The organism is Pseudorhizobium endolithicum, assembly GCF_902153245.2.
Lineage (GTDB): Bacteria > Pseudomonadota > Alphaproteobacteria > Rhizobiales > Rhizobiaceae > Neorhizobium > Neorhizobium endolithicum.
Genome location: NZ_CABFWF030000014.1, coordinates 298978 through 325000 on the forward strand (window position 1 = coordinate 298978; position 26023 = coordinate 325000).

Below are 26023 nucleotides of genomic sequence, written 5' to 3' on the forward strand. Positions count from 1 at the left end.
CTCGACAAGACATCCCACATCGCCCTTGCCCGAAGCAGGAGCGAATCGATGTCCAAGAGGATACTTGCTTAGGGAATCGCCGGGAAGGGCACGGGCAAAAAAGAAGATCGCGGCCCGTCAAGACCGCGATCTTCAATATGTTGTGGAAGACCGATTGAGAAATCAGTACCTGTAGTGTTCCGGCTTGAACGGACCCTGCGGCGAGACGCCAATATAGGCGGCCTGTTCTTCGGACAACTCCGTCAGCTTCACGCCGAGCTTGGCGAGGTGCAGGCGGGCGACCTTCTCATCGAGATGCTTCGGAAGGATGTAGACCTCGTTCTGATACTGGCCCTGCTTGGTGAAGAGCTCGATCTGCGCCAGCGTCTGGTTGGTGAATGAGGCGGACATGACGAAGGAGGGGTGGCCGGTGGCATTGCCGAGGTTGAGGAGGCGGCCTTCCGAGAGAAGGATGATGCGGTTGCCCTTCGGGAACTCGATCATGTCGACCTGCGGCTTGACGTTGGTCCACTTGAGGTTCCGGAGCGCGGCGACCTGGATCTCGTTGTCGAAGTGCCCGATATTGCCGACGATTGCCATGTCCTTCATGGCGCGCATGTGATCGATGCGGATGACGTCCTTGTTGCCGGTGGTGGTGATGAAGATGTCGGCGGTGGAGACGACGTCCTCGAGCAGCACGACCTCAAAGCCGTCCATGGCGGCCTGAAGGGCGCAGATCGGGTCTGCTTCCGTCACCTTGACGCGAGCGCCGGCACCGGCGAGCGAAGCGGCCGAACCCTTTCCGACATCGCCGTAGCCGCAGACGACGGCAACCTTGCCGGCCATCATTACATCGGTGCCGCGGCGAATGCCGTCCACCAGCGATTCCTTGCAGCCGTACTTGTTGTCGAACTTCGACTTGGTGACCGAGTCGTTGACGTTGATCGCCGGGAAGGGCAGCAGCCCCTTCTTGGAGAGCTCGTACAGGCGGTGCACGCCGGTGGTGGTCTCTTCCGTCACGCCCTTGATCGCGTCCTGCTGCTTGGTGAACCAGCCAGGCGACGCCTTGAGGCGCTTCTTGATCTGCGCGAAGAGGATCTCTTCTTCCTCGGAGCCGGGATTGGAAAGCACGTCCTCGCCGGCTTCGGCGCGAGCGCCGAGCAGGATGTACATGGTGGCGTCGCCACCGTCATCCAGGATCATGTTGGAGAAGCCGCCATCGGTCCATTGGAAGATCTGGTCGGTATATTCCCAGTATTCGGTGAGGGACTCGCCCTTGACGGCGAATACCGGGATGCCCGCCTCGGCGATCGCGGCAGCGGCATGATCCTGCGTGGAGAAAATGTTGCAGGAGGCCCAGCGCAACTCGGCGCCGAGCGCCTTCAGAGTCTCGATCAGAACCCCGGTCTGGATCGTCATGTGCAACGAGCCGGAGATACGGGCGCCCTTGAGCGGCTTGCTCTCACCGAATTCGTCGCGGCAAGCCATCAGGCCCGGCATCTCGGTTTCGGCGATAGCGAGTTCCTTGCGGCCGTAGGCGGCAAGCCCGATATCGGCAACGACGTAATCTTTTTCCGTGCTCATGAAGCTCTCCATCTGGAATTGTCGCCCGCGTCGCGAGCCGTCCTTTCGCAGTTTGAGAGCCGGTTTATCAGGGTTACGGAGCGGACGCAACGAGACATAAAGAAGTGTTTATGTCTTTATATCCGTCAGGACTCCTCTCCGAACCGATCTGCGACGAGCCTTTCCAGGGCGCCCAACACCTCGAGAGCCTGCGGCCCCGATGCCGCCACATGGACACTGCAGCCGGGGCTGGCGGCGAGCATCATCAGGCCCATGATGGACATTCCGCCGACGGTCGTGCCGTCCTTGGTGACGGTCACCTCCGCATCGAACTGGCCGACGGTCTGGACAAATTTCGCGGACGCGCGGGCGTGCAGGCCACGCTTGTTGACGATCAGGAGTTCGCGGGATGGGGAGGACATTCTGCTTCCGCTATTTGCCGCTGAGGACGCGGCTGGCGACGTTGATATATTTGCGCCCGGCTTCCGAGGCCTCGGCAAGGGCCTTGTCCATATCGTCTTCACCGCGCACGCCGGCAAGCTTGATGAGCATGGGCAGGTTGACCCCGGCGATGACTTCGATCCGGCCGCTATCCATCACCGAGATCGAGAGGTTGGAGGGAGTGCCGCCGAACATGTCGGTGAGAATGACGACGCCGTGGCCGTTGTCGGCGCGTTCGACGGCGTGGACGATGTCCTGACGCCGCTGGTCCATGTCGTCCTCGGGGCCGATCGATACCGTCTCGATGAATTTCTGCGGACCTACGACATGCTCGAGCGCGTGTCGAAATTCTTCAGCCAGCTTGCCATGGGTGACAAGCACAAGTCCGATCATGAACTCCCCCTGCTCCGGAAATGTTCGGCCCATATCGCATCGCACAAGAGCCGTCCAGCGGTGGACAGCCATCTTGGCCATGTAGAGATCAAGTGCAAGTCAAAAATCCGTAGAAATCAGGGAGAAAACGGCTGCGGAATTCCGATCTCCGGACAAAAGCACGCGATAAGCGACAGGGGCTCGGCGGACCCGGCCATCAGGCGGATCTGCGGGAGGCTGCCGATATCGGGGATCCTATGCTCCTCGTCGGCAGGAGGCAGCCGGTCGGCGGTGGAAGGATCGCAGACCAGCACGGCAAGATTGAGCGGTGCGGAGGCGACATGGGGCAAGCGAAGGATCCCGCTGCCGCGGATCTCGATGAGGCCGGAAATGCTCTGCGGGCATGTGGCGACCAGCCGATCCCCCTCGGACGAAACGATCACGCGGTCGTCGGCGATGAGCGAGGCGGCGACGCCCGCCCGCCGCGCTGCTGCCAGGCAGTTGAAGGCCGTGATCGATTTGCCAGCTCCGGAAGGCCCGATGAAAAGCAGGCCGGCCGCGCCGACAACGACGGCGGTGGCGTGTATGTTGGCGGAGTGGCTTGTCATGCCGGTTCTCCGGCCGGCAGCGATAGGATGAAGCGGGCGCCTTTGATGCTGCCGGTCCTGGCGTCGACAATGTTCTCCGCGCGCAAGGAGCCGTTATGGGCTTCGGCAATCTGGCGGCTGATGGACAGGCCAAGGCCGGAATTCTGGCCGAAGCTCTCTCCTTCGGGCCGATCGGTATAGAAGCGCTCGAAGATCCGGTCGATTTCTTCTGCCTGTATGCCCGGGCCGTTGTCCTCGACGGTGATGTTGACGCGACCGCGGGACTGGAACAGCCGGATCGTCACCTTGCCGCCTTCCACCGGCACGAAGGAACGGGCATTCTCGATGAGGTTCGTGATGATCTGCCCGAGCCGCAGGTCGTGGCCGTTGACGACGAAGGCGGACTTTCCGCCCTTGCTGTCGACCAGCAGGTCGATCTCGACCGGCTTGCGTCCGCTGCGGATCTGCCGCGAGATATCAACCAGGTTGCCGAGCAGAACCTGCAGGTCGACCGGCGTCGAGTCGGTACGAGCAAGCTCCGCATCGAGCCGCGATGCATCGGAGATATCGCTGATCAGCCGGTCCAGCCTGCGCACGTCGTGGAAGATGATTTCTGTGAGGCGCTGCTTCGCCTCGTCCGATCTTGCTAGCGGCAGCGTCTCGACGGCGCTGCGGAGGGAGGTCAGCGGGTTCTTGAGTTCGTGGCTGACATCGGCGGCGAAGCTTTCGATCGCGTCGATGCGGTCGTAGAGCGCGGTGGTCATTTCGCGAAGGGCGATCGAGAGGTTGCCGATCTCGTCCTGGCGATAGGCAAAATCCGGTATCTCCTCGCGCTGCTTGGCCCCGCGGCGAACCCGGATGGCCGCCGCCGCCAGCCGCCGCAGGGGATTGGCGATCGTCGATGACAACAGGAGCGACAGAAGGATGTTGACGAGCGTGGCGACGCCGAAGACGCGCATGATGGCCAGTCGCTCCGCATGGACGATCTTGTCGATGTCGCCGGCCTGGGTCGACAGGAGCAGGACGCCAAGCACGGCGCGGAAGCGCTGGACCGGGACCGCCACCGAAACGATCAGCTCCCCCTTCTCCGTGATGCGGACCACCGCTCCACGTACGCCCGTCAGCGCGTTCATGACCTCCGGATAGATGGAGCCGTCGCCGCCGGGGGCTTCCTTGTAGACCGGAAGGTCGCGCTGCTGCAGCATCCGGTTGAAGAGCCCGGCGATCCAGTCGCTCCAGCTCGTCGTCTCCTGCTCGACCGGCGGCAGGTCGAAGCGCAGGACCTGGCCGCGGGAGTAGAGGTGCCGGGAGTCGAGAAGCAGGTTGGCATCCGCGTCGAACAGGCGGGCGCGAGTGCGGGTGGGAGAGATCAGCCGGCGCAGAACGGGCGCGACGCGATCGGGATCGATCGGAAAATCCAGGTCCTCGTCGTTGGGGACGGGGGTGATGCTTTGGCCTGCCTGGAGTTCCAGCAGCTTTTCCGGATCGATGGTGATCGAGTTTGTGTCGACGGATGCCGACGCCGATATGGCCCCGGCGATGATTTCCCCCTGGGTCAGGAGGCTCTCGACGCGCGCGTCGATCAGGCCCTCGCGAAACTGGTTCAGGTAAAGGATGCCGCCGACAAGCACGACGGTCGCCGTGATATTGAAGAACAGGATCCGCCGCGTCAGGCTAGAAAATACTGCGTGTCCGAAGATGCGGCGGATGAGGATGAATGGCCGGGACCAGATCCGCCGCGGCGCGCGGCGCATCTCGGCCTCCGAGCCGTCGAGCATGTCGTCTTCAAGCAGCTGATCTGCCACGCTTCGTCCTTTCAAGGGACCGGCACACTGTCCGTCCAGGCGCGGCGTCTCCTCGAGGCGGGTTCCTTGTCAGGCTGCCTCGCGGAATCGATAACCAACCCCGTAGAGCGTTTCGATCATGTCGAAATCGCCGTCAACCATCTTGAACTTCTTGCGCAAGCGCTTGATGTGACTGTCGATCGTGCGGTCGTCGACATAGACCTGCTCGTCGTAGGCGGCGTCCATCAGGGCATCGCGGCTCTTCACCACGCCGGGTCGCTGCGCCAGCGAGTGGAGTATCAGGAATTCCGTCACGGTCAAGGTGACGGGCTCTCCCTTCCAGGTGCAGGTGTGGCGCTCCTGGTCCATCAGCAACTGCCCGCGTTCCAGCGTGCGGGCCTGTTGCGGGTCGGCACCGGCCTTCGCGCCGACTCCGGCGAGCGTTTCCCGAGCGCTCGCCCGACGAAGGATCGCCTTCACGCGCTCCACCAGCAGACGCTGGGAGAAGGGCTTGGTGATGAAGTCGTCGGCGCCCATCTTCAGGCCGAACAGCTCGTCGATCTCTTCGTCCTTCGACGTCAGGAAGATGACCGGAATGTCGGACTTCTGCCGTAGCCTGCGCAACAGTTCCATTCCGTCCATGCGGGGCATCTTGATGTCGAAGATAGCCAGTTGCGGCGGTCTCGCGAGAAGTCCGTCCAGTGCGGACGCGCCGTCGGTATAGGTCTCGACCTTGTAGCCTTCCGCCTCCAGTGCGATCGACACCGAGGTGAGAATGTTGCGGTCGTCGTCCACGAGGGCGATTGTCTGCATGCTCTCTGTCTCCATCACCATTCTTGCGCATCTCCAGGAGTTACCCCAGCCAGATCGGGCAATCCGCAGATGCGCCTTGTGAGTATAAAGGTGGAACAAATTGTGGCAAGGAAGGAGAGGGGCGAGGAGTGCCCCTCGGGCTTGACCTTGTCCAGACGGTCCCACAGCCGAACTGAAAGCGTCATTAAACCGATTTAAGAAGAAATAAATTTTTTTAAATCGATTAATTTATTGATATCGTTGAATTATCCAGAAGATGACCCTTGCCCTCTGTCGGAGGTGAAGCTAGTTGATGCGACATATCAACGCCAAGGAAGGAAGGCGCGCATGCAGGAGCTCGGACTTTACAATCCGTCCAACGGGGTTGCGGCGATCGGCTTCACTGACGTTGCCCGTGTCAACTACAACTTCTCGGAGATCGAGCTCTACGAGGAGGCGATACGCAACTGCGAAGCCGACCTGACCGCCGACGGCGCGCTGCGGGCGATCACCGGCCAGCATACCGGACGGTCGCCCAAGGACAAGTTCGTGGTGCGCGACGACCAGACCGAGAACGTCATCTGGTGGGACAATAACAGGCCGATGTCTCCGGAGCGGTTCGAGGTCCTGCATCGTGACATGCTTGCGCATGCCGCGGGCAAGACGCTCTACGTTCAGGACCTCGTCGGCGGCGCCGATCCGGAAAACGCGCTTCCGACGCGGGTAGTCACGGAGTTTGCCTGGCACGCGCTGTTCATCCGCAATCTTCTCATTCGTCCGAGCCGTGCTTCGTTGGAGCACTTCGTGCAGAAGCTGACGATCATCAATTTTCCGAGCTTCCGGGCAGATCCGGCCCGCCACGGCTGCCGGACCGAAACGGTGATCGCCTGCGATCTGACGCGCGGTATCGTTCTCATTGGAGGCACGTCCTACGCGGGCGAGAACAAGAAGTCCGTCTTCACGGTCCTCAACTATCTGCTGCCGGCGAAGCATGTCATGCCGATGCATTGCTCCGCCAATGTCGGCCCGGCGGGTGATGCGGCGGTCTTCTTCGGCCTGTCCGGCACCGGCAAGACGACCCTTTCTGCGGATCCGAGCCGCACGCTGATCGGCGACGACGAGCACGGCTGGGGCGAAAACGGCATCTTCAACTTCGAAGGCGGCTGCTATGCGAAGGCAATCCGCCTGTCCGCAGAAGCGGAGCCGGAGATCTACGCGGCAACCCGCCGGTTCGGGACCGTGTTGGAAAACGTCGTGCTGGACGAGAACCGGGTGCCGGATTTCGACGACGCCTCGCTGACGGAGAATACGCGCAGCGCCTATCCGCTGCACTTCATTCCGAATGCATCGGACACCGGCATCGCGCCGCACCCGAAGACGATCATCATGCTGACCGCCGACGCTTTCGGCGTGATGCCGCCGATCGCGAAGCTGACGCCGGAGCAGGCGATGTATCACTTCCTGTCCGGCTATACCGCCAAGGTGGCCGGCACCGAGAAGGGTGTCACGGAACCGGAGGCGACGTTCTCCACCTGCTTCGGTGCACCCTTCATGCCGCGCCACCCGGCAGAATACGGCAACCTGCTGCGCGACCTGATCGACCGCCATGGCGTCGATTGCTGGCTCGTCAACACCGGCTGGACCGGGGGCGCCTATGGAGTCGGTCGCCGGATGCCGATCAAGGCGACGCGCGCATTACTGACGGCCGCTTTGAACGGCGACCTGAAGAGTGCGCAGTTCCGCACCGACCCGAATTTCGGCTTCGCGGTTCCGGTTGCGGTCGACGGCGTCGATTCGGCGATCCTGGACCCGCGTTCCACCTGGGCCGACGGTGCCGCCTATGACGTGCAGGCGAAGAAGCTGGTCTCGATGTTCATCGCCAACTTCGAAAAGTTCGAAGACCACGTGGACAGCCGCGTCCGCGACGCCGCGCCCGTACTGTTGAACGCTGCAGAATAACCGAAAGACTAGTTGGGGCATCTCCAGCCGCCGGTCCCCTGGGCCGGCGGTTTTCTTTGGAAGCCCTTTGTGGGATAGAGGCCGGGGAGACGAGATCATGGCCAGCAACCCGCTCTACATCAACGACCGCATCACCATCGCTGGCTGGGAACTGACGGAGCAATTCGTGCTGGCCGGAGGGCCGGGCGGGCAGAACGTCAACAAGGTCTCGACCGCCGTCCAGTTATTCTTCGATCTTGCGAACTCTCCTTCGCTGCCCGAGCGCATCAGGGCCAACGCCATCCGTCTTGCCGGCCGGCGGGTCTCCAAGGAGGGGGTGCTGATGATCGAGGCGAATCGGTTTCGCAGCCAGGATCGCAATCGAGAGGACGCACGCGAGCGGTTGAAGGAACTGATCCTCAAGGCTGCGGAACCGCCACCGCCGCCGCGCCGGGTCACGAAGCCGACGAAGGGTTCCGTCGAGCGGCGCCTGAAGGAGAAATCCGGGCGTTCCGAGGTGAAGAAAATGCGCGGCAAGCCGACGGGAGACTAGTCGATGGCGTCGCTTCCCGAAGGGTTCCGGTATCTGCCGGCTTACCTGGATCGGCCGGCACAGGAAAACGTGGTCGAGCAGATCAGGCAGGTCGTTGCCGACGCTCCGCTCTACGTTGCGGAGATGCCTCGGACCGGCAAGCCCATGTCCGTTCGGATGACGAATTGCGGTCTGCTCGGCTGGGTGACCGATAGGGAGAAGGGCTACCGGTACCAGGCCTTCCACCCGACGACCAAACGAGGTTGGCCTGCCATTCCTCGAGAACTCCTGGATCTGTGGGACGCCCGTTCGGGATATCCGAAGCCGCCGGAAGCCTGCCTCGTCAATTTCTATTCGGATGAAGCGAAGATGGGCATGCACCAGGACAAGGACGAGGTGGACCTCGAGGCGCCCGTACTGTCCCTTTCTCTCGGCAACGCGTGCCTGTTCAGGATCGGCGGCCCGGATCGAAGGGATTCCACCACCTCCCTCCGCCTGTCCAGCGGCGACGTCGTGATCCTGGGAGGGGCCGCGCGCCTTTGCTTTCACGGTGTCGATCGCATCTACCCGGGAACGTCGACGCTTCTGAAGAACGGCGGGCGCATCAACCTCACCTTGAGGCGCGTGAGGCGTTGATCAGAGTTTCCTCAGTGCCACGGTTTCCACGAGGTGATTGGAACCCTTGCGGAGGATGAGGTCGGCGCGCGGCCGGGTCGGCAGGATGTTCTGCCTCAGGTTCTTGAGGTTGATGTTCTCCCAGAGGCCCTCGGCAATCGCGCGGGCGGCATCTTCGCTGATCGTGGAATAGCGGTTGAAAAACGAGCTGGGGTCGCGGAATGCGGTCAGCCGCAGCTTCATGAAGCGCTCCACATACCAGTTGTGGATCAGCGCCTCGTCGGCGTCGATGTAGATCGAGAAGTCGAAGAAGTCCGAGACCATCGGCACGAACTTGCCGTCCGCCGGCAGGTCGCGCGACTGGAGGACGTTGATGCCCTCGAAGATCAGAATGTCGGGACGATCGACGAGGGTGAATTCGTCCGGCAGGACATCATAGGTCAGGTGTGAGTAGCGCGGCGCCTTCACGTTCGGCTGGCCGGCCTTGATCGCAGACAGGAAACGAAGGAGCGCGCCGATATCGTAGCTTTCGGGAAAACCCTTGCGCTCCATCAGATCCTCGCGCCTCAGGATCGCGTTGGGATGGAGGAAGCCGTCCGTGGTGATCAGGTCCACCTTCGGGCTCGAGGGCCAGCGCGCCAGGAGTTCCTTCAGGATGCGGGCCGTGGTGGATTTTCCGACGGCCACCGATCCTGCAATGCCGATGACGAAGGGGGTCTTGGCGACATCGGAAAGACTGAGGAAGCGGTTGCGCTGCTGGAACAGCAACTGCGACGCTTCCACATGAGCCGAGAGAAGGCGCGACAGCGACAGATAGATGCGCCGGACTTCGTCGAGGTCTATCGGGTCGTCCAGGGAGCGAAGCCGTGTCACCTCGTCGGAAGTGAGCGTCAGCGGCGTATCCGCCCGGAAGCGGGCCCATTGGCCGGACGTGAAGACGTGGTAGGGCGAGTAGTTGGCGGAAGGCGACTGCTCGGGGCTCTCGGCCGGTTGCGCTGCCGGTGTCATGATGGACGGTTCGCCTTTTCCTGCAGGCCGGACTGGGCCGTCCGCCGCTGAAGCTCTTCCAGCACATCCTCGAGCGGAATGCCGGCGATATTCAATACGACCATTAGGTGATAGAGGAGGTCGGCGCTCTCGCCGACCAGTTCCGGGCGGCCCTGCGAGACGGCTGCGATCACCGTCTCCACCGCTTCTTCGCCGAGTTTCTTGGCGGCCTTCGCCTGGCCGGAGGCGACGAGTTTTGCGGTCCAGGATTCCTCGGGCGACGCCTTAGCGCGGGATGCGACGATCCGCTCGAGGTCGCTGAGGGAGAAATCGCTCATGTTCAGTCTCCTGCGGCGTCAGTGCAGCCGCATCGCAATGCCGTTCTCGGCCATGTAGCGCTTGGCTTGCCCGACGGTATAGGTGCCGAAATGAAAAATGGAGGCCGCCAGCACGGCGGTGGCATGCCCGTCCCTGATCCCCGCAACGAGATCGTCGAGCGTGCCGACCCCTCCTGAAGCGACGACGGGGACCCTGACGCTGTCGGCGATCGCGCGGGTCAGCGCGATGTCGTAGCCGCTCTTGGTGCCGTCCCGATCCATGGACGTCACCAAGAGTTCACCTGCGCCCTTCTCGACGACCTTGGCGGCGAACTGCAGGGCATCCATGCCTGTCGCCTGCCTGCCGCCATGGGTGAAGATCTCCCAGCGGTCCGTCTCACCGGCCGACGATACCTTTTTGGCATCGATGGACACCACGATGCATTGGTTGCCGAACTTGTCGGCGGCCTCGGCCACGAAATCAGGGTTTTTCACCGCGGCCGAATTGATCGACACCTTGTCTGCACCGGCGAGCAGCAGCTTGCGGATGTCGGCGACGTTGCGTACGCCGCCGCCGACGGTCAGCGGCATGAAGCAATGATCGGCAGTGCGCGCCACCACATCGAAGATCGTCTCGCGATTGTCGGAGGAGGCCGTGATGTCGAGGAAGCAGAGTTCGTCGGCACCGGCGGCGTCATAGCCCTTGGCGGCCTCGACCGGATCGCCGGCATCGATCAGGTCGACGAAGTTGACGCCCTTGACCACACGTCCGTCCTTGACGTCGAGGCAGGGGATGACACGGGCCTTGAGGGTCATGCTGCCTCTCCCTTGTGCTTGCGGATCAGCGCCAGTGCTTCGGCCGGGTCGATCCGGCCGTCATAGAGAGCCCGACCGGAGATCGCGCCTTCCAAACGGGCAGCGTCCGGCTGCAGCATCCGCTTGATGTCCTCCAGGGAGGCGAGCCCTCCGGAGGCGATGACCGGGATGGAGACGGCATTCGCGAGCTCCAGAGTCGAATCCCAGTTGATGCCGGTGAGAATCCCGTCCCGGTCGATGTCGGTGTAGATGATCGCCGATACGCCGGCACCTTCGAACTTCCTCGCCAGTTCGATCACGCCCAATTCGGAGGCCTCGGCCCAGCCTTCGACCGCGACCTTGCCGCCCTTGGCATCGATGCCGACGGCGATCCTGCCCGGAAACCGCCTGCAGGCCTCCAGGACGAGCGCCGGGTCGCGGACGGCGACGGTGCCGAGGATGACGCGCGCCAGACCGCGCGACAGCCAGCTTTCGATATGCTCGAGCGTCCGGATGCCGCCGCCGAGTTGCACCGGGTTCTTCGTCGCCTTGAGAATTGCGTCAACTGCGGCGCCGTTTACGCTTTCACCGGCGAAGGCACCGTTCAGATCGACGACATGCAGCCACTCGAACCCCTGGGCCTCGAAGGCTTTGGCCTGGGCCGCGGGGTCGGGATTGTAGACGGTGGCCTGCTCCATGTCGCCGAGCTTGAGCCGGACGCACTGGCCGTCCTTTAGATCGATGGCAGGAAAGAGGATCATGTCAGGGCTTCCAGCGAAGGAAATTGGCGATCAGGGCGAGGCCCAGCGTCTGGCTCTTTTCGGGATGGAATTGCGATCCCGCCTTGTTGTCCCGTGCCACGAAGGCGGTTACTGGCCCGCCATAATCGGTCGTGGCGACGACGTCCTCCGGGTCCCTCGCCACCAGGTGATAGGAATGGACGAAGTAGGCGTGCAGCCCGTCGGGACCGGTCGGAATTCCCTCGAAGAGCGGGTGAGGGCGCCCAAGGGTGAGCGTATTCCAGCCGATCTGCGGGATCTTCAGGCTCCGGTCGGCCGGCTCCATCTCCCGGACGTCGCCTTCGATCCAGCGGAGGCCTTCGGTGATTGTCTTCTCCAGGCCGCGGGACGACATCAATTGCATGCCCACGCAGATACCCAGGAAGGGCCGGCCTTTCCGCTCCACCGTCTCCACGAGTGCGTCATGCATGCCCGCCACGGCGTCGAGGCCGGCGCGGCAATCGGCATAGGCCCCGACGCCCGGAAGGACGACGCGGTCGGCGCTTGCCACGGCCTCGGCTTTGTCCGTTAGATCGATCGTGGCATCGATGCCCGCTTCCTCGGCGGCCCGTTCGAATGCCTTGACGGCGGAACGGAGATTGCCTGAGCCGTAGTCGATGATCGCGACGCGCATCAGCGTCCTCCTTGGTCAAAAAGGCCTATCCCGCCACGATCCCATCCTGCTGCGGAGGGGGGACGAACGGAATTGGTCCAGTTGGCAGCGGCGATCGGCGCCGTCGAAGCCTGAGGCAGGCCTGCAAAGTAGATTTGCTCGGCGGTATCAAGATCCGCGGCCGTCACCACGTCCTCCAGCGTCCACCCCCGCCGGATGAGGCTTTCGCTATAGAAGTGCCGCCCTTCCAGCGCAACCAGGAGGTTGATCGCAAAGCCGAGAAGGATGCCGGCGACCTCGAAACCGGTGATCTGTGTCAGCTGCACCGCCGCGATCTGCGCCAGGAAGACCGCCACCGCCGCGAGCCAGAGCCGCTTCGTCAGGAGCCAGATCCAGGGGAAGAAGAGCGCCAGCCAGGAGAACCGGTCGGCCAGGATGATGGCTTTTGCCGGGTCGGGATCGGCGCCCTTGGGCGGCGCCAGAACGAGATAGCTCTTCAAGATCGCTCCTTGGCCATTCAGGTCAGCGTGCCCTTCGTCGAGGGAACCCGCCCTGCCTGCCGTGCATCGATTTCGGTGGCGGTGCGGAGGCAGCGGGCAACGGCCTTGAAGCAGGTCTCGGCGATGTGGTGATTGTTGGCGCCGTAATAGTTGAAGACATGCAGCGTGATGCCGGCGTTCTGGGCCAGCGCCTGGAAAAATTCCCGCACCAGCTCGGTGTCGAAACTGCCGATCTTGGGCGAACTGAAATCGACATTCCAGACGAGGAAGGGCCGGCCGGACAGATCGACCGCCGCCTTGGTCATCGTTTCGTCCATCGCCAGATCCAGCGACGCATAGCGCGTGATCCCGCGCCGGTCGCCGAGCGCCTTGGAGATGGCCTGCCCGATGGCGATACCGGTGTCCTCGACCGTATGGTGATCGTCGATATGCAGGTCGCCCTGCACGTCGATCTCCATGTCGATCAGCGAGTGGCGAGAAAGCTGATCGAGCATATGGTCGAAGAAGCCCACACCGGTCGAGATCCTTGCGCTGCCGGTACCGTCCAGATTGACGGAGACCGAAACGGAAGTCTCGTTGGTCTTGCGGGATACCGAGCCCGTGCGCGCGGCTGTATCGGCCATCATCTGCTCCATGCGTTTGTTGTGGGCTCCATAACAGGCGGCCTGTGAAATATCCAGCAAAAGCACGATGTCTCACCAGTGCGGCCGGTGCGTTTGCAATCGGCCTTCCTCCACTTACATAGGAGGCAACGAGGCGCCCACGCCTCCCAGGAAGAACGCCCCAAGGGGCACGACGGGTGAGAGATGACGACAATCATAACGGTCCGAAAGGGCGGCAAGGTGATCATGGCCGGCGATGGCCAGGTGAGCCTCGGCCAGACGGTGATGAAGGGCAATGCCCGCAAGGTGCGCCGCATCGGCAAGGGTGAGGTGATCGCGGGCTTCGCCGGCGCAACGGCGGACGCCTTCACGCTGCTCGACCGGCTGGAGAAGAAGCTCGAGCAATATCCTGGGCAGTTGATGCGGGCCGCGGTGGAACTCGCCAAGGACTGGCGAACGGACAAGTATCTCCGCAATCTGGAGGCGATGATGCTGGTGGCCGACAAGACCATCACGCTGGCCGTCACCGGCAATGGGGACGTTCTGGAGCCCGAGCACGGCACGATCGCCATCGGATCCGGCGGTAATTTTGCCTATGCTGCGGCGAGGGCCCTGATGGACAGCGGCAAGACGGCGGAGGAGATTGCCCGCACCGCGCTCGATATCGCCGCCGAAATCTGCGTCTATACCAACCACAATCTCGTCGTCGAGACGCTGGACGCCGAGTAACGACATTCACCAATGGGTCCCCGTCCGGGCTTTTTGCAAGCCGGGCGGCAGGAACGCCAAGAGGACATGGAATGACAAACTTCTCTCCCCGCGAGATCGTCTCCGAACTCGACCGCCATATCATCGGGCAGCACGACGCCAAGCGCGCCGTTGCCATTGCGCTGCGCAACCGCTGGCGCCGCCAGCAGCTCGACGAAAGCCTGCGCGACGAGGTGATGCCGAAGAACATCCTGATGATCGGCCCGACCGGTGTCGGCAAGACCGAGATTTCCAGGCGATTGGCAAAGCTGGCGGGTGCTCCGTTCATCAAGGTCGAAGCCACCAAGTTCACCGAAGTCGGTTATGTCGGCCGTGACGTGGAACAGATCATCCGTGATCTCGTCGAGGTCGGGATCGGCCTGGTGCGCGAAAAGAAGCGCGCCGAGGTGCAGGCCAAGGCGCACATGAGCGCGGAAGAGCGGGTGCTGGACGCGCTCGTCGGGGCAACCGCATCGCCCGCCACCCGGGACAGTTTCCGCAAGAAACTCCGCAACGGCGAACTCGACGACAAGGAGATCGAGATCGAGGTGGCCGATACCGGCTCCGGCATGCCGGGCTTCGAGATCCCCGGCATGCCGGGCGCCAATATCGGCGTTCTCAACCTCTCGGAAATGTTCGGCAAGGCTCTCGGCGGTCGGACCAAGAAGGTGCGTACGACCGTCTCGAAGTCCTACGGCGAACTGATCCGCGACGAATCCGACAAGCTGATCGACAATGAAGTAATCCAGCGGGAGGCGGTGCGGGCGGTCGAGAACGACGGCATCGTCTTCCTGGACGAGATCGACAAGATCGCGGCCCGCGACGGCGGTCTGGGCGCCGGTGTTTCCCGCGAGGGTGTACAGCGCGACCTCCTGCCGCTGGTCGAAGGAACGACGGTCGCGACGAAATATGGACCGGTGAAGACGGACCACATCCTGTTCATCGCCTCCGGCGCTTTCCATGTGGCGAAGCCTTCCGACCTTCTGCCGGAACTGCAGGGCCGGCTGCCGATCCGCGTGGAGCTGCGCCCGCTGACGAAGGAGGATTTCCGCCGCATCCTGACGGAGACGGAAGCAAGCCTCATCCGGCAGTACAGGGCGCTGATGGAAACCGAGCAACTGAGCCTCGATTTCACCGAGGACGCCATAGACGCACTGGCCGATGTGGCCGTGCACCTCAACTCGTCGGTGGAGAATATCGGTGCCCGCCGCCTGCAGACGGTCATGGAGCGTGTGCTGGACGAAATCTCCTTCAACGCTCCCGACCGTTCAGGCAGCACGGTGATGGTCGATGCGAACTATGTTCGCGAGCATGTCGGCGATCTGGCGGCGGATACGGACCTGTCGCGCTATATCCTCTGAGGGCGGCGACGTGGCGCCGCGGCAACGTGCGGCGAATGTCGTCTCGAAGCTGACGGGATTTTGAAGCAAACATCCTCGACACAAAGCCTCCCTTTCTTCTAAGGGAGGCGCTTGCTCCATGGCGCAAGAACAGGTTCGTTGCTGTCCGGCATCGATGGCCTGCGGCCTCGCGGCAAGTAAATCGGGTGCGAAAATCTTGACACGTATTCTCCTGGCGTTCCTTTTTGTCCTCGGCAGCGTGATCGCGGCCGATGCTGGCGGGTTGCGTCCTGTTCCGGAAGGCAACAGGAACATCGAGCAGCCGAAGATCCCGGGAGCGTCGGCACGGCGCACGCGGGCGGGTCGCACGACATTCGACGAAAAATACGACAAGATCCGCGATCTCCTGGCGTCCGACGAGTCGCTGATGGCCAAGATCAAGGCAACGGCCGCCGCCTACCGGATCGAGCCGATCCACATGATCGGAGCCATTGTCGGAGAGCATACGTACAACGTCGATGCCTATGATCGCCTGCAATCCTATTACATCAAGGCGGCCGCCTATGCCGGGGACCGGTTCCGGTTCGGCCATGGTGACGAGTCGATAAGCGAATTCGTTGCCCGCCCCCAGTTCAGCCAATGTGCCGGAAAGACCGATTCCTACAGCCTGTGGAGCTGCCGCGAGTCCATATGGAACGATCGGTTCCGGGGCCGCACGGTCGATGGCGTCACCTTCCCGGACAACAGGTTCAGCGCCGTCTTCTTCCAGCCGTTCTATGCGGGGCAGACCTTCGGGCTCGGGCAGGTCAATCCCCTGACGGCCCTTATGCTGTCGGATATCGTTGCGAAGACATCCGGCTATCCGAAGCTGGACGAGAACAAGGCGGCGGCGGTCTACGAGGCGATCATGGATCCGGACAAGTCGCTGGCCTACATGGCGGCCAGCATCCGCAAATCCATAGACGATTATGCCTCCATCGCCGGCGTCGACATCTCCACCAATCCGGGGATTACCGCAACGCTCTACAATACGGGCGGGTCCCGCGAGCGGGCCGCGATGCTGAAGGCGCGCGGCGGATTGCCGGAAGAAAACTACTATGGGTGGCTTGTCAACGAGAAGCTCCCGGAGTTGAAATCGCTCCTCTGAGTTCTGATATTGCTGGTTTGCCACCAGCTTCGGGAGCGTCCGATGGATATGCGCCTCGAGCCGTTCGTTCCGCCGGCTCCCATCCCGCGGACCATCCCGCCCTCGCGGCTTCAGATCATCCGCACTGTCCTCGACAACCCGCTGGAACTATGGGGGGTGCCGTCCTATACGCTGCCCTGGATCGAGACCAGGTTCTTCAAGGAACGGACCCTGATCGTCAACGATCCGGGTCTCATCCGCCACGTCCTCGTCGACAATGCGCGAAACTATGAGATGTCCGAGATCCGGCAGCTTATTCTGCGGCCGATCCTGCGGGACGGGCTGCTGACTGCCGAGGGAGAGGTCTGGAAGCGGTCGCGCAAGGCCATGGCCCCGGTCTTCACGCCCCGTCACGCCAAGGGCTTCGCCGGCCAGATGCTGCGCAAGTCGGAGGAATACGCTGAAAAATATGCGGGAGCCGGTGAAGGGAAGGTCTTCGACATTTCCGTCGACATGACGGAACTCACCTTCGCCATTCTGTCTGAGACCCTCTTTTCCGGCGAGATCGTTACCGAAAGCAAGGATTTCTCGGACGACGTCGACAGTCTGCTCCACCGTATGGGCCGCGTGGACCCGATGGACCTCCTTCGCGCGCCTCCCTGGGTGCCGCGGTTCACCCGCATCGGCGGCAAGCGCGTCCTCGGCAAGTTCCGTGAAATCGTCGCGAAGACCATGGCCCTGCGGCAGAGGAAAATGCGGGACGATCCCGACCGCGTGCCCCAGGATTTCCTGACGCTGCTTCTGGCGCTCGAGGGGCCCGACGGGCTGACGATGGAGGAGATCGAGGACAACATCCTGACGTTCATCGGCGCCGGGCATGAGACAACGGCGCGTGCCCTGGCCTGGACCCTCTATTGCGTCGCCAACACGCCGCAGGTTCGGGAGCGGATGGAGGCGGAGATCGATCAGGTGCTTTCCACCGGTGCCGATCCGGTGGAGTGGCTGGACCGAATGCCCTGGGTTCGCGCGGCCTTCGAAGAGGCCTTGCGGCTCTATCCGCCCGCGCCGTCGCTCAATCGTGCGGCGATCGCCGATGACGAGTGGCAGAGCCCGGACGGCAGGAGTGTGAAAATAAACGCCGGCGTGACGGTTCTCATCATGCCCTGGACGCTGCACCGGCACGAGCTCTACTGGGAGAAGCCGCGCGCCTTCATGCCGGAACGCTTCCTGCCGGAGAACCGGGACAGCATCAGCCGCTTCCAGTACCTTCCCTTCGGTGTCGGCCCGCGGGTCTGCATCGGCGCAACCTTCGCCATGCAGGAAGCCGTCATTGCCCTTGCGGTGCTGATGAGCCGTCATCGGTTCGACCTGACGCCGGAGACGAAGCCCTGGCCGGTCCAGAAGCTGACGACCCAGCCGCGCGATGGCCTGCCGATGCGGGTCAGTCCTCGGCTTCGCCCATAGGCGCATTGACAGCGACAGCTCCCCGCGCAAATTGGCAGCGGCAGTGGTGAATGACAGAGGAGGACGCCTGCATGGCGCGCATCGACAAGAACGGGCTCGCGATAGACGAAGAGTTGCACGACTTCCTCGTGCAGAAGGCGATCCCCGGCACCGGCGTGGATGCGGAACGCTTCTTCTCGCAGTTCGCCCGGATCGTGTCCGATCTGGCGCCCAAGAATCGTGCGCTGCTGTCCAAGCGCGACGAGATGCAGGAAAAGCTGGACGACTGGTATCGCCGGAACGGCGCGCCCGTCGATCTCGATGCTTATGAGAGCTTCCTGCGCGACATAGGGTATCTGCTGCCGGAGGGCCCGGATTTCACCGTATCGACGCAGAACGTGGATCCGGAGATTGCCGAGATTGCCGGGCCGCAGCTTGTCGTGCCGGTAATGAACGCGCGCTATGCGCTGAATGCCGCCAATGCACGATGGGGCTCCCTCTATGACGCGCTTTACGGCACGGATGCGATTCCGGAAGATGACGGGGCGGAAAAAGGCAGGGGCTACAATCCCGCCCGCGGCGCCAAGGTCATCGCATGGGTGCGGGCCTTCCTCGACCAGTCGGCGCCGCTGTCCGGCGCGAGCTGGAGCGATATAACGAGCCTCATCGTTTCCGCCGGTCGGCTAACGGCCGCCGGGCCGGAAGGGCGCACGGTGGAACTGGCCGATCCCGCACAGTTCGTCGGCCATACCGGCGAGGGCTCGCGACCGGAAAGCCTGATCCTTCGCCGCAACGGCCTTCATATTCAGGTTCTGATTGATCCCGGCACGGCGATCGGCAAGGACGATCCGGCGAAGATTTCCGACGTCCGGCTGGAATCGGCGATCACCACGATCATGGACTGCGAGGATTCGGTCGCTGCGGTCGACGCCGAGGACAAGGTGCTGGTCTACGGTAACTGGCTCGGCCTGATGAAGGGCGATCTCCAGGAGGAGGTGACCAAGGGCGGCCGGACCTTTACCCGCAAGCTGGAGCCGGACTTTGCCTACACGGCTGCCGATGGCAGTGCTGCGGACCTGAAAGGCCGCTCTCTGATGCTGGTGCGCAATGTCGGGCACCTGATGACCAACCCCGCCATCCTCGATCAGGAGGGCCGCGAGGTGCCGGAGGGCATCATGGATGCCATGGTGACGGCGCTCATCGCACTGCACGACATCGGCCCGAACGGCCGCCGGCAGAACTCGCGCCTCGGCTCGATGTATGTGGTGAAGCCGAAGATGCACGGGCCGGAAGAGGTGGCCTTTGCCTGCGAGATCTTCGCGCGCGTCGAGGAGGCGCTCGGCATGCCGACCAACACGATGAAGATGGGCATCATGGACGAGGAGCGCCGGACCACGGTGAACCTCAAGGAATGCATCCGCGCCGCCCGCGAGCGCGTGGTCTTCATCAACACCGGCTTCCTCGACCGCACGGGCGACGAGATCCATACCTCGATGGAAGCCGGCCCGATGATCCGTAAGGGCGACATGAAGCAGGCCGCCTGGATTGCCGCCTACGAGAACTGGAATGTCGATATCGGACTGGAATGCGGCTTGTCCGGCCAGGCGCAGATCGGCAAGGGCATGTGGGCCATGCCGGATCTGATGGCGGCCATGCTGCAGCAGAAGATCGCCCATCCCAAGGCCGGCGCCAATACGGCCTGGGTGCCGTCGCCGACGGCGGCGACGCTGCACGCGACGCATTATCACAAGGTCAACGTGGCGGAGGTGCAGGCAGGACTGAAGAGCCGGGCGCGCGCCAGGCTTTCCGACATCCTGTCCGTTCCGGTGGTCTCACGCCCCAACTGGACGCCGGAGGAGATCCAGCGCGAACTGGACAACAACGCGCAGGGGATCCTCGGCTATGTCGTCCGCTGGATCGACCAGGGCGTGGGCTGCTCCAAAGTGCCTGACATCAACGATATCGGCCTGATGGAAGACCGCGCCACGCTGCGCATCTCGGCCCAGCACATGGCGAACTGGCTTCATCACAAGGTGGTGGGCGAAGAGCAGATCGTCGAGACGATGAAGCGCATGGCGGCAGTCGTCGACGGCCAGAACGCCGGCGATCCGCTCTATCGCCCCATGGCACCGAACTTCGATGATTCGGTCGCCTTCCAGGCGGCCCTCGACCTGGTTCTCAAGGGCCGCGAACAGCCCAACGGATACACCGAGCCGGTCCTGCACCGGCGCCGCCTGGAACTGAAAGCAAAGCTGCAGGGATGAACGAAAAAGAGGCCGCCGGATCGCTCCGGCGGCCTCTTTGATTCCGACATGGCCGCTTGCTACTGGATGACGACGACCTTGGCGCCGCGGCCCGGCCGCACGCGGTTGTAGAGATCGATCACGTCCTGGTTCATGAGGCGGATGCAGCCCGAGGAGGCGGCCGTGCCGATGGACGACCATTCCGGCGTGCCGTGCAGGCGGAAGAGTGTATCCTGGCCCTTCTCGTTGAACAGATACATGGCGCGCGCGCCGAGCGGGTTGTTCAACCCTGGCCCCATGCCGGCCTCCACATAGCGGGCGACGTCCGGCTTGCGCGCGGCCATTTCCTTCGGCGGATGCCATGTCGGCCAGGCCTGCTTCCAGGCGATATAGGCCTCGCCCGACCAGGAAAAGCCCTGCTTGCCGACCCCGATGCCGTAACGCACTGCCTTGCCGCCCGGCAGGATATAGTAGAGGAAGCGCTCGCGGGTGTTGACGACGATGGTGCCCGGCTTTTCCTGGGTCGCGTACTCAACGATCTGGCGATGGAACTTCTTGTCCAGCCGGTTGATCGGAATTGCGGGAAGGGCGTATCCGGCGTCGGTCACCGTGCCGTAGGAATCGGTGAAGATCTTGCTTGTCTCGACCCGGGTGACCTCGGTCGTTTCGGACGTGGTGGAGCATCCGGCCAGGGCAATGCTTGCCAGGAGGCCGAATACGGTCATGCTTGTGCGGCTGCGCATGGAGTTCTCGTGAAATGGATGAGCGACGCAGACGGGAACCGTCTTTGTTACTGCGTTATTTTCAAATAAGGTTGCCTTGGCAAGTCGCGGCGCTGGCTCGATGGGAGCGGTCGCCACGATTGACGACCACATTGCCTTTTTTGCAACAAGTTGACCTGGCTAGAACGGACACATGACCCTCGTCAGCATCGCCAACGATAATCCGCTCATCGACGGCCGCCAATCGGCGCGCGCCATGATGGTCCGCCGTGGCCTCCAGATCCTGCTCGACGAGATGCGTCATGCGACCCTGCCCGAACTCGTCCTGGCGAATGGCCGAAGGGCCGACCTCGTTACGGTCTCGGAAAAGGGCGAGATCTGGATCATCGAGATAAAGACGTCGGTCGAGGACTTTCGGGTGGACTGCAAGTGGCCGGACTATCGCGCCTACTGCGACCGTCTGTTTTTTGCGACCCACCGGGAGGTGCCGCTCGACATCTTCCCGGAAGAATGCGGGCTGCTCCTGTCCGACGGATATGGTGCGCACCTGATGCGGGACGCACCGGACCACCGGCTGGCGCCGGCGACCCGCAAGGCGGTGATGCTGAACTTCTCGCGTGCGGCGGCCCGGCGGTTGATGATGGCGGAATGGGCGACCGGCAAGAGTTTCGACGAGATCTAGAGGCTATTTCGGTGCGCGCTTGGCGAGGATCCGCTGTAGCGTCCGCCGATGCATGTTGAGCCGGCGCGCGGTTTCGGAGACGTTCCGCTCGCACATCTCGTAGACGCGCTGGATATGCTCCCACCGGACGCGGTCGGCCGACATCGGATTTTCCGGTACGTCCGCCTTCTCTCCGGGCTTCTGCGTCAGGGCGTGGAAGACATCGTCGGCATCGGCAGGCTTGGCGAGGTAATCGAGCGCACCCAGCTTAACCGCGGTGACGGCCGTGGCGATATTGCCGTATCCGGTGAGGACGATCGCCTTGGTGTCCTCCCGCTGCTGCCGGATGGCCTCGATCACGTCGAGCCCGTTTCCGTCCCCGAGCCGAAGATCGACCACGGCATACTTCGGAGGACGAAGCCTGGACTTCGCGATGCCTTCGGCAACCGATTCGGCGACCTCGACCGCAAAGCCGCGGCCTTCCATGGCGCGTGCGAGGCGTCGCAGGAAAGGCCCGTCGTCGTCGACGATCAGGAGCGTGCGATCTGCGCCGATCGCCTCATCCGGTTCGGTTGCTGAATGGCTTGCGTCTCTTTCCATGTCTTCTCTCCAGAGGCATTGCGGGGGGCAGGAACCACGTCGCGCAGTTGCCCTTCCCGCCAGCAATGCCTGCTATCCTTCCTCGAGCATCGGGCGTAGCCACTCCACCCGTATCCGTGCACCCGCCTCGTTGCCGCTGCGGTTCTCGAATACCAGTCTCGCGCCCGAGCGTTCGAGCAGCGTCTTGGCGATGAACAGGCCGAGCCCCAGGCCGCCGGCCCGTTCGACTTCTTTGTTCCTTTTTGTCATATAGGGTTCGCCGATGCGAGAAAGAATATCCGGGGAATAGCCGGCTCCGTCATCCTCGATCACGACGGTGACATGGTCGCGATCATGCTCCACCGTCAGCGTAACCCTGCTGCGGGCATAGTCCACCGCGTTCTCCACCAGGTTGCCGAGGCCGTAGAGGATCCCGGCATTGCGCATGCAGACCGGTTCGGTTGCGCGCTCTCCCAGCTCGACCAGCGAGATCTCGATACCGAACTGGCGGTGCGGCGCGATCACCTCTTCGATCATGGAAGAGAGCGGCAGGCGCCGCATGTGCTCCTCGCTGGCAGCGGAAAGCGAGGTCAGGCGCTGCAGGATGTCGCGGCAGCGTTCGCTCTGGCTGCGCAGCAACTGCACGTCGTCGCGCAGGCGCTCGTCGTCGCCGAATTCCCGTTCCATCTCCTTGGCCACCACGCTGATCGTGGCGAGCGGCGTTCCCAGCTCATGCGCTGCCGCCGCCGCTAGTCCGTCGAGCTGGGACAGGTGCTTCTCCCGCTCCAGCACGAGTTCGGTCGCCGCCAGCGCATCGGCGAGCAGCGTCGCCTCGTTGGAGACGCGATAGGCGTAGAATGCGGCAAAGCACATCATCGAGGCGATCGCGCACCAGATGCCGAGCTGCATCACCGGCTGCAGGCGCAGCGTCTGGTCCGGATACCAGGGAAGCGGATAGGGAGAGAAGGCCAGCGCCGTGGTGCAGGCGATCGCCAGCAGGATCAGCGGGATCGAATGCCGGAGCGGCTGGGACGCGAAGGATATGATTACCGGCACGCAGATCAGTGGAGCGAACGGATTGGCGAGCCCGCCGGTGATGAACAGCAACGCCGCCATCTGCAGGAGGTCGAAGCTCAGGAGCGCCAGCGCCGATTTCGGCCCGAGCCGGTGCGTCGGCGGAAACCACAGCGACAGCATGACGTTGGCAAGCGCCAGCGCGCCGATCAGGAAGGCCGCCTCCAGAAGCGGTAGCGGGAAGGCAAGCAGAAGGTCCACGGCAAGCACGGTCAGTGTCTGACCTGCCACCGCCAGCCATCTCAGCCGCACCAGTGTCTGCAGGCGGAACCGGCGGGTAAGCGGCCGGGAGTGGAACTCCCTTGTGGCCGATGTCTCGACGGTTTTCCGGGTTGTGGCGCCCGATGCCTGCCTTCCGCTCATGCCGAGGTCCTTACAATGTCACGCTGTCCTGCCCGAGGCGGCATTCTGTCACGTCCCCCGAGGCTTGGCACGATGGGTCGGTATCGCTTCGGCGGGATCCTCGGGCCAGAAGTGCTTCGGATATCGCCCCCGCATCTCGGCGCGGATATCCTTCCACGAACCGGCCCAGAAGCCTGGCAGGTCACGGGTGGTCTGGATCGGCCGGTGTGCGGGAGACGTCAGTTCCAGGAGAAGCGGCAGGCGCCCGTCGGCGATGGAAGGGTGCGCCTTCAGCCCGAACATTTCCTGCACACGGATCGCCAGCACGGGCTCTTCCCCGTCATAGCGGATCGGGTGCCTCTGTCCGGTCGGGGCCTCGAAATGCGTCGGTGCCAGAGCATCGATCTGCCGCTGGAGCTCATGTGGCACCAGCGAACGAAGACCTTCCGTCAGGCTGCCGGGATTGATCCCGTCGAGGCTCGTGACGCCGGCCTGGAAGGGAACGAACCACTCCTCGAGGCGAGTGAGAAGAGCCTGGTCGGAGACATCCGGCCACGGCTTTCCCGCCGTGCGGTAGAGGAAGCCGAGCCGCTGACGCAGATGGTGTGCGTCCCTGGAGAAGGGCAGCGCCCCGATGCCGAGATCGCGCAGGCCCCCGGCCAGCGCCCGTGCAGCGTCCTCCCCTGCGGGCCTCGGAAGCGGGGCCTCTTCGAACACCAGAGCGCCGAGCCGCGTCACCCGCCGGGCGCGGACCTGTCGGCTCTGCCGGTCGAAGAAGCATTCCTCGCCGCGGATGATCGATGGTTCGAGATCCTCCAGGACCTCCCTCCGGTCCACCTCCGCCGCAGAAACGATCCGCCCTTTCTCCGCCCGCCCGGTCAGGTCGGCGATCACCAGCATGGGAGAGGCGGCGAGCCGCTCCGTCTCGGGCAGCTCGGCACCCCGTCCGTTTGCCATCACATAGCGGCCTCGCCCGCCCCGTTGCAGCGCCACGCGATCCGGGAATGCGTGCAGGAGCAGTCGTCCGGCGGATGGCATGGATGCCGCCGGTTCGGAAGCCTTCGGCAGGGCGCGGGCGATCCGCTCCGCCAGGGATCGCGCCGCCTGTGCCCGCTGGCTGCGCTCGGCACGGAAGCGGCGAAGCCTTTCGTTGAGATCGATCTCGCTGCCGCCCAGCCCCTGTTCGGTCAACAGGACGGCCAGCTCGCAGGCCTGCGTTCCGAGCCCCTCCTCGGCAGCGGCGATCACCATTGCCGCCAGCCGCGGAGGCAAGGCGAGGCGGCGCATCAGGCGCCCTCTTTCCGTCAGCGATTGCTGCTTGGGATCGAGAGCTCCCAGTTGCACCAGAAGGGCGCGCGCTTCCGCCAGCGCCGGCGCCGGCGGAGGATCGAGGAACCGTAGCGCGCCTGCATCCCGGACGCCCCAGAAGGCGAGGTCCAGTGCCAGCTGGGACAGGTCGGTGGAAAGAATCTGGGGCGGCGTGAAGGCTGCCAGCGAAGCCGTCTGCCCGGGATGCCAGAGCCTGACGGCGATCCCCGGCTCCGTTCGTCCGGCGCGCCCGGCCCGCTGTTCCGCCGAGGCGCGGGAAACGCGCACCGTCTCCAGCCGTGTAATGCCCGTGGATGCCTCGAAGACCGGAAGCCGTTGAAGGCCGCTGTCGATGACGATCCGCACCCCGTCGATGGTGATCGAAGTCTCCGCGATCGATGTCGCCAGCACGATCTTGCGTCGGCCGGGCGGAGCCGGCCGGATCGCCAGGTCCTGCTCCGTCTGGGTCAGGTTCCCGTAGAGGGGCACCACCACCGTCTCCTCGCCGAAGCGTCCCTCCAGCCGCTCCGCCGTCCGCAGGATCTCCCCCTGTCCCGGCAGGAAGGCCAGGATCGACCCGGCCTCGCTCCGCTGCGCCTCGATGACGGCCCGTGCGACGCTCTCTTCGAGGCGTTCCCCGGGGGGGCGGTCGCGGTGGCGGATCTCGATCGGGAAGCTGCGCCCCTCGCTGACGATCGCGGGAGGATGGTCCAGGAGAACCGCCACCCGCTCGATGTCGAGCGTCGCGGACATCACCAGGATCCTCAGATCCTCCCGCAGACCGGATTGCACGTCGAGCGCCAGTGCCAGCCCGAAATCCGCATCCAGCGACCGCTCGTGGAATTCATCGAAGAGGACGGCGGAGACTCCGGCAAGATCCGGTTCCTCCAGCACCATTCGGGCGAAGACGCCTTCCGTTACCACCTCGATCCGGGTTTTCGCCGAGATCCGGGTGTCGAGCCGCATCCGGTAGCCCACCGTCTGGCCCACCTGTTCTCCGAGCAGTTCGGCCATCCGCGCTGCAGCGGCCCGGGCGGCAAGGCGCCGCGGTTCGAGAAGGACGATCTTTCCGTCGCACCAGGCCTCGCCGAGCAGCGCCAGCGGCACGAGCGTCGTCTTGCCGGCCCCCGGTGGTGCCGAGAGGATCGCCCGCCTTCCCGACGCGAAGGCGGAAAGGATCTGCGGCAGGACCGCCTTTACGGGAAGCTCCGGAAGGCCGGCGTCGGCTCCCTCGATAGCCGG

General features: G+C 63.7%; 26 protein-coding genes (1 of these 26 cut by a window edge). 9 read left to right on the forward strand and 17 right to left on the reverse strand.

Annotated features, from left to right (window positions below):
- Positions 1-162 precede the first annotated feature (162 nt).
- The 6 genes from ahcY to RTCK_RS16640 form a co-directional block, all read right to left on the reverse strand.
- Positions 163-1563 carry an adenosylhomocysteinase gene (gene ahcY, locus RTCK_RS16615; protein ID WP_142593603.1) on the reverse strand — a complete coding sequence of 467 codons (1401 nt, stop codon included), beginning with the start codon at positions 1561-1563 and terminating at the stop codon, positions 163-165.
- Between the two features lie 125 nt (positions 1564-1688).
- A complete protein-coding gene (locus RTCK_RS16620) occupies positions 1689-1964 on the reverse strand; it encodes an HPr family phosphocarrier protein (RefSeq protein ID WP_142522376.1) in 276 nt (91 codons plus the stop codon).
- Positions 1965-1974: 10 nt separating this feature from the next.
- Entirely contained in the window at positions 1975-2376 is a 402-nt protein-coding gene (locus tag RTCK_RS16625) for a PTS sugar transporter subunit IIA (RefSeq protein ID WP_142593604.1), read from the reverse strand.
- 116 nt (positions 2377-2492) lie between these two features.
- A complete protein-coding gene (locus RTCK_RS16630; protein ID WP_142593605.1) occupies positions 2493-2963 on the reverse strand; it encodes an HPr kinase/phosphorylase in 471 nt (156 codons plus the stop codon).
- Positions 2960-4720 carry a stimulus-sensing domain-containing protein gene (locus tag RTCK_RS16635; protein WP_142593750.1) on the reverse strand — a complete coding sequence of 587 codons (1761 nt, stop codon included), beginning with the start codon at positions 4718-4720 and terminating at the stop codon, positions 2960-2962. The genes RTCK_RS16630 and RTCK_RS16635 overlap by 4 nt, the downstream gene beginning before the upstream one ends.
- Positions 4721-4816: 96 nt before the next feature.
- Positions 4817-5539, reverse strand: a complete 723-nt coding sequence (locus RTCK_RS16640; protein ID WP_142522373.1) for a response regulator transcription factor — start codon at positions 5537-5539, stop codon at positions 4817-4819.
- A gap of 327 nt (positions 5540-5866) precedes the next feature.
- On the opposite strand from RTCK_RS16640, the gene RTCK_RS16645 reads away from it, so the two are divergent.
- From RTCK_RS16645 to RTCK_RS16655, 3 genes are all read left to right on the forward strand, one after another.
- Positions 5867-7477, forward strand: coding sequence for a phosphoenolpyruvate carboxykinase (locus RTCK_RS16645; protein ID WP_142593606.1), 1611 nt, complete (start codon positions 5867-5869; stop codon positions 7475-7477).
- A gap of 97 nt (positions 7478-7574) precedes the next feature.
- Positions 7575-8009: an alternative ribosome rescue aminoacyl-tRNA hydrolase ArfB gene (arfB, locus tag RTCK_RS16650; RefSeq protein WP_142522371.1), complete on the forward strand. Its 435-nt coding sequence runs from the start codon at positions 7575-7577 to the stop codon at positions 8007-8009.
- Between the two features lie 3 nt (positions 8010-8012).
- Positions 8013-8624 carry an alpha-ketoglutarate-dependent dioxygenase AlkB family protein gene (locus RTCK_RS16655; protein WP_142593607.1) on the forward strand — a complete coding sequence of 204 codons (612 nt, stop codon included), beginning with the start codon at positions 8013-8015 and terminating at the stop codon, positions 8622-8624.
- Here RTCK_RS16655 and coaA read toward each other — a convergent pair whose 3' ends face one another.
- The 7 genes from coaA to hisB are packed head-to-tail and all read right to left on the reverse strand — an operon-like array spanning position 8625 to position 13217.
- Positions 8625-9611 (reverse strand): type I pantothenate kinase, encoded by a 987-nt coding sequence (gene coaA / locus RTCK_RS16660; protein WP_142593608.1) that lies wholly within the window; start codon positions 9609-9611, stop codon positions 8625-8627. It abuts the gene before it with no gap.
- A complete protein-coding gene (locus RTCK_RS16665; RefSeq protein WP_142593609.1) occupies positions 9608-9928 on the reverse strand; it encodes a phosphoribosyl-ATP diphosphatase in 321 nt (106 codons plus the stop codon). Before RTCK_RS16665 ends, coaA begins: the two co-directional genes overlap by 4 nt.
- 18 nt (positions 9929-9946) lie before the next feature.
- On the reverse strand, positions 9947-10723 hold the full coding sequence (gene hisF / locus RTCK_RS16670; RefSeq protein WP_142593610.1) for an imidazole glycerol phosphate synthase subunit HisF: 777 nt from the start codon (positions 10721-10723) through the stop codon (positions 9947-9949).
- Entirely contained in the window at positions 10720-11463 is a 744-nt protein-coding gene (hisA, locus tag RTCK_RS16675) for a 1-(5-phosphoribosyl)-5-[(5-phosphoribosylamino)methylideneamino]imidazole-4-carboxamide isomerase (protein WP_142593611.1), read from the reverse strand. Before hisA ends, hisF begins: the two co-directional genes overlap by 4 nt.
- Before the next feature lies 1 nt (position 11464).
- Positions 11465-12115, reverse strand: coding sequence for an imidazole glycerol phosphate synthase subunit HisH (gene hisH, locus RTCK_RS16680; protein WP_142593612.1), 651 nt, complete (start codon positions 12113-12115; stop codon positions 11465-11467).
- On the reverse strand, positions 12115-12594 hold the full coding sequence (locus tag RTCK_RS16685; protein ID WP_185928030.1) for a DUF2628 domain-containing protein: 480 nt from the start codon (positions 12592-12594) through the stop codon (positions 12115-12117). Before RTCK_RS16685 ends, hisH begins: the two co-directional genes overlap by 1 nt.
- Positions 12595-12611: 17 nt before the next feature.
- Positions 12612-13217, reverse strand: coding sequence for an imidazoleglycerol-phosphate dehydratase HisB (gene hisB / locus RTCK_RS16690; RefSeq protein ID WP_142522364.1), 606 nt, complete (start codon positions 13215-13217; stop codon positions 12612-12614).
- Positions 13218-13400: 183 nt separating this feature from the next.
- On the opposite strand from hisB, the gene hslV reads away from it, so the two are divergent.
- From hslV to RTCK_RS16715, 5 genes are all read left to right on the forward strand, one after another.
- A complete protein-coding gene (gene hslV / locus RTCK_RS16695; RefSeq protein WP_142593613.1) occupies positions 13401-13925 on the forward strand; it encodes an ATP-dependent protease subunit HslV in 525 nt (174 codons plus the stop codon).
- A 71-nt stretch (positions 13926-13996) separates the two neighbouring features.
- Positions 13997-15304: an ATP-dependent protease ATPase subunit HslU gene (gene hslU / locus RTCK_RS16700; RefSeq protein ID WP_142593614.1), complete on the forward strand. Its 1308-nt coding sequence runs from the start codon at positions 13997-13999 to the stop codon at positions 15302-15304.
- A 196-nt stretch (positions 15305-15500) separates the two neighbouring features.
- Positions 15501-16430, forward strand: coding sequence for a DUF1402 family protein (locus RTCK_RS16705; protein ID WP_235988732.1), 930 nt, complete (start codon positions 15501-15503; stop codon positions 16428-16430).
- A 42-nt stretch (positions 16431-16472) separates the two neighbouring features.
- Positions 16473-17873: a cytochrome P450 gene (locus RTCK_RS16710; RefSeq protein WP_142593615.1), complete on the forward strand. Its 1401-nt coding sequence runs from the start codon at positions 16473-16475 to the stop codon at positions 17871-17873.
- 71 nt (positions 17874-17944) lie between these two features.
- Positions 17945-20116, forward strand: a complete 2172-nt coding sequence (locus RTCK_RS16715; protein ID WP_142593616.1) for a malate synthase G — start codon at positions 17945-17947, stop codon at positions 20114-20116.
- A 59-nt stretch (positions 20117-20175) separates the two neighbouring features.
- Here RTCK_RS16715 and RTCK_RS16720 read toward each other — a convergent pair whose 3' ends face one another.
- Positions 20176-20838 (reverse strand): L,D-transpeptidase, encoded by a 663-nt coding sequence (locus RTCK_RS16720; protein WP_142593617.1) that lies wholly within the window; start codon positions 20836-20838, stop codon positions 20176-20178.
- Between the two features lie 172 nt (positions 20839-21010).
- Here RTCK_RS16720 and RTCK_RS16725 point away from each other — a divergent pair, with 172 nt between their 5' ends.
- Entirely contained in the window at positions 21011-21499 is a 489-nt protein-coding gene (locus tag RTCK_RS16725) for an MmcB family DNA repair protein (protein ID WP_142522358.1), read from the forward strand.
- A gap of 3 nt (positions 21500-21502) precedes the next feature.
- Here RTCK_RS16725 and RTCK_RS16730 read toward each other — a convergent pair whose 3' ends face one another.
- The 3 genes from RTCK_RS16730 to hrpB form a co-directional block, all read right to left on the reverse strand.
- Positions 21503-22078 carry an ActR/PrrA/RegA family redox response regulator transcription factor gene (locus RTCK_RS16730; protein WP_142522357.1) on the reverse strand — a complete coding sequence of 192 codons (576 nt, stop codon included), beginning with the start codon at positions 22076-22078 and terminating at the stop codon, positions 21503-21505.
- A 72-nt stretch (positions 22079-22150) separates the two neighbouring features.
- Entirely contained in the window at positions 22151-23494 is a 1344-nt protein-coding gene (locus RTCK_RS16735) for an ActS/PrrB/RegB family redox-sensitive histidine kinase (RefSeq protein WP_142522356.1), read from the reverse strand.
- A 48-nt stretch (positions 23495-23542) separates the two neighbouring features.
- Positions 23543-26023 carry the 3' portion of an ATP-dependent helicase HrpB gene (hrpB, locus tag RTCK_RS16740; protein ID WP_142593618.1) on the reverse strand. 3 nt of this gene lie beyond the right edge of the window, so the window shows 2481 of its 2484 coding nt (coding positions 4-2484); the start codon falls outside the window, past its right edge; its stop codon occupies positions 23543-23545.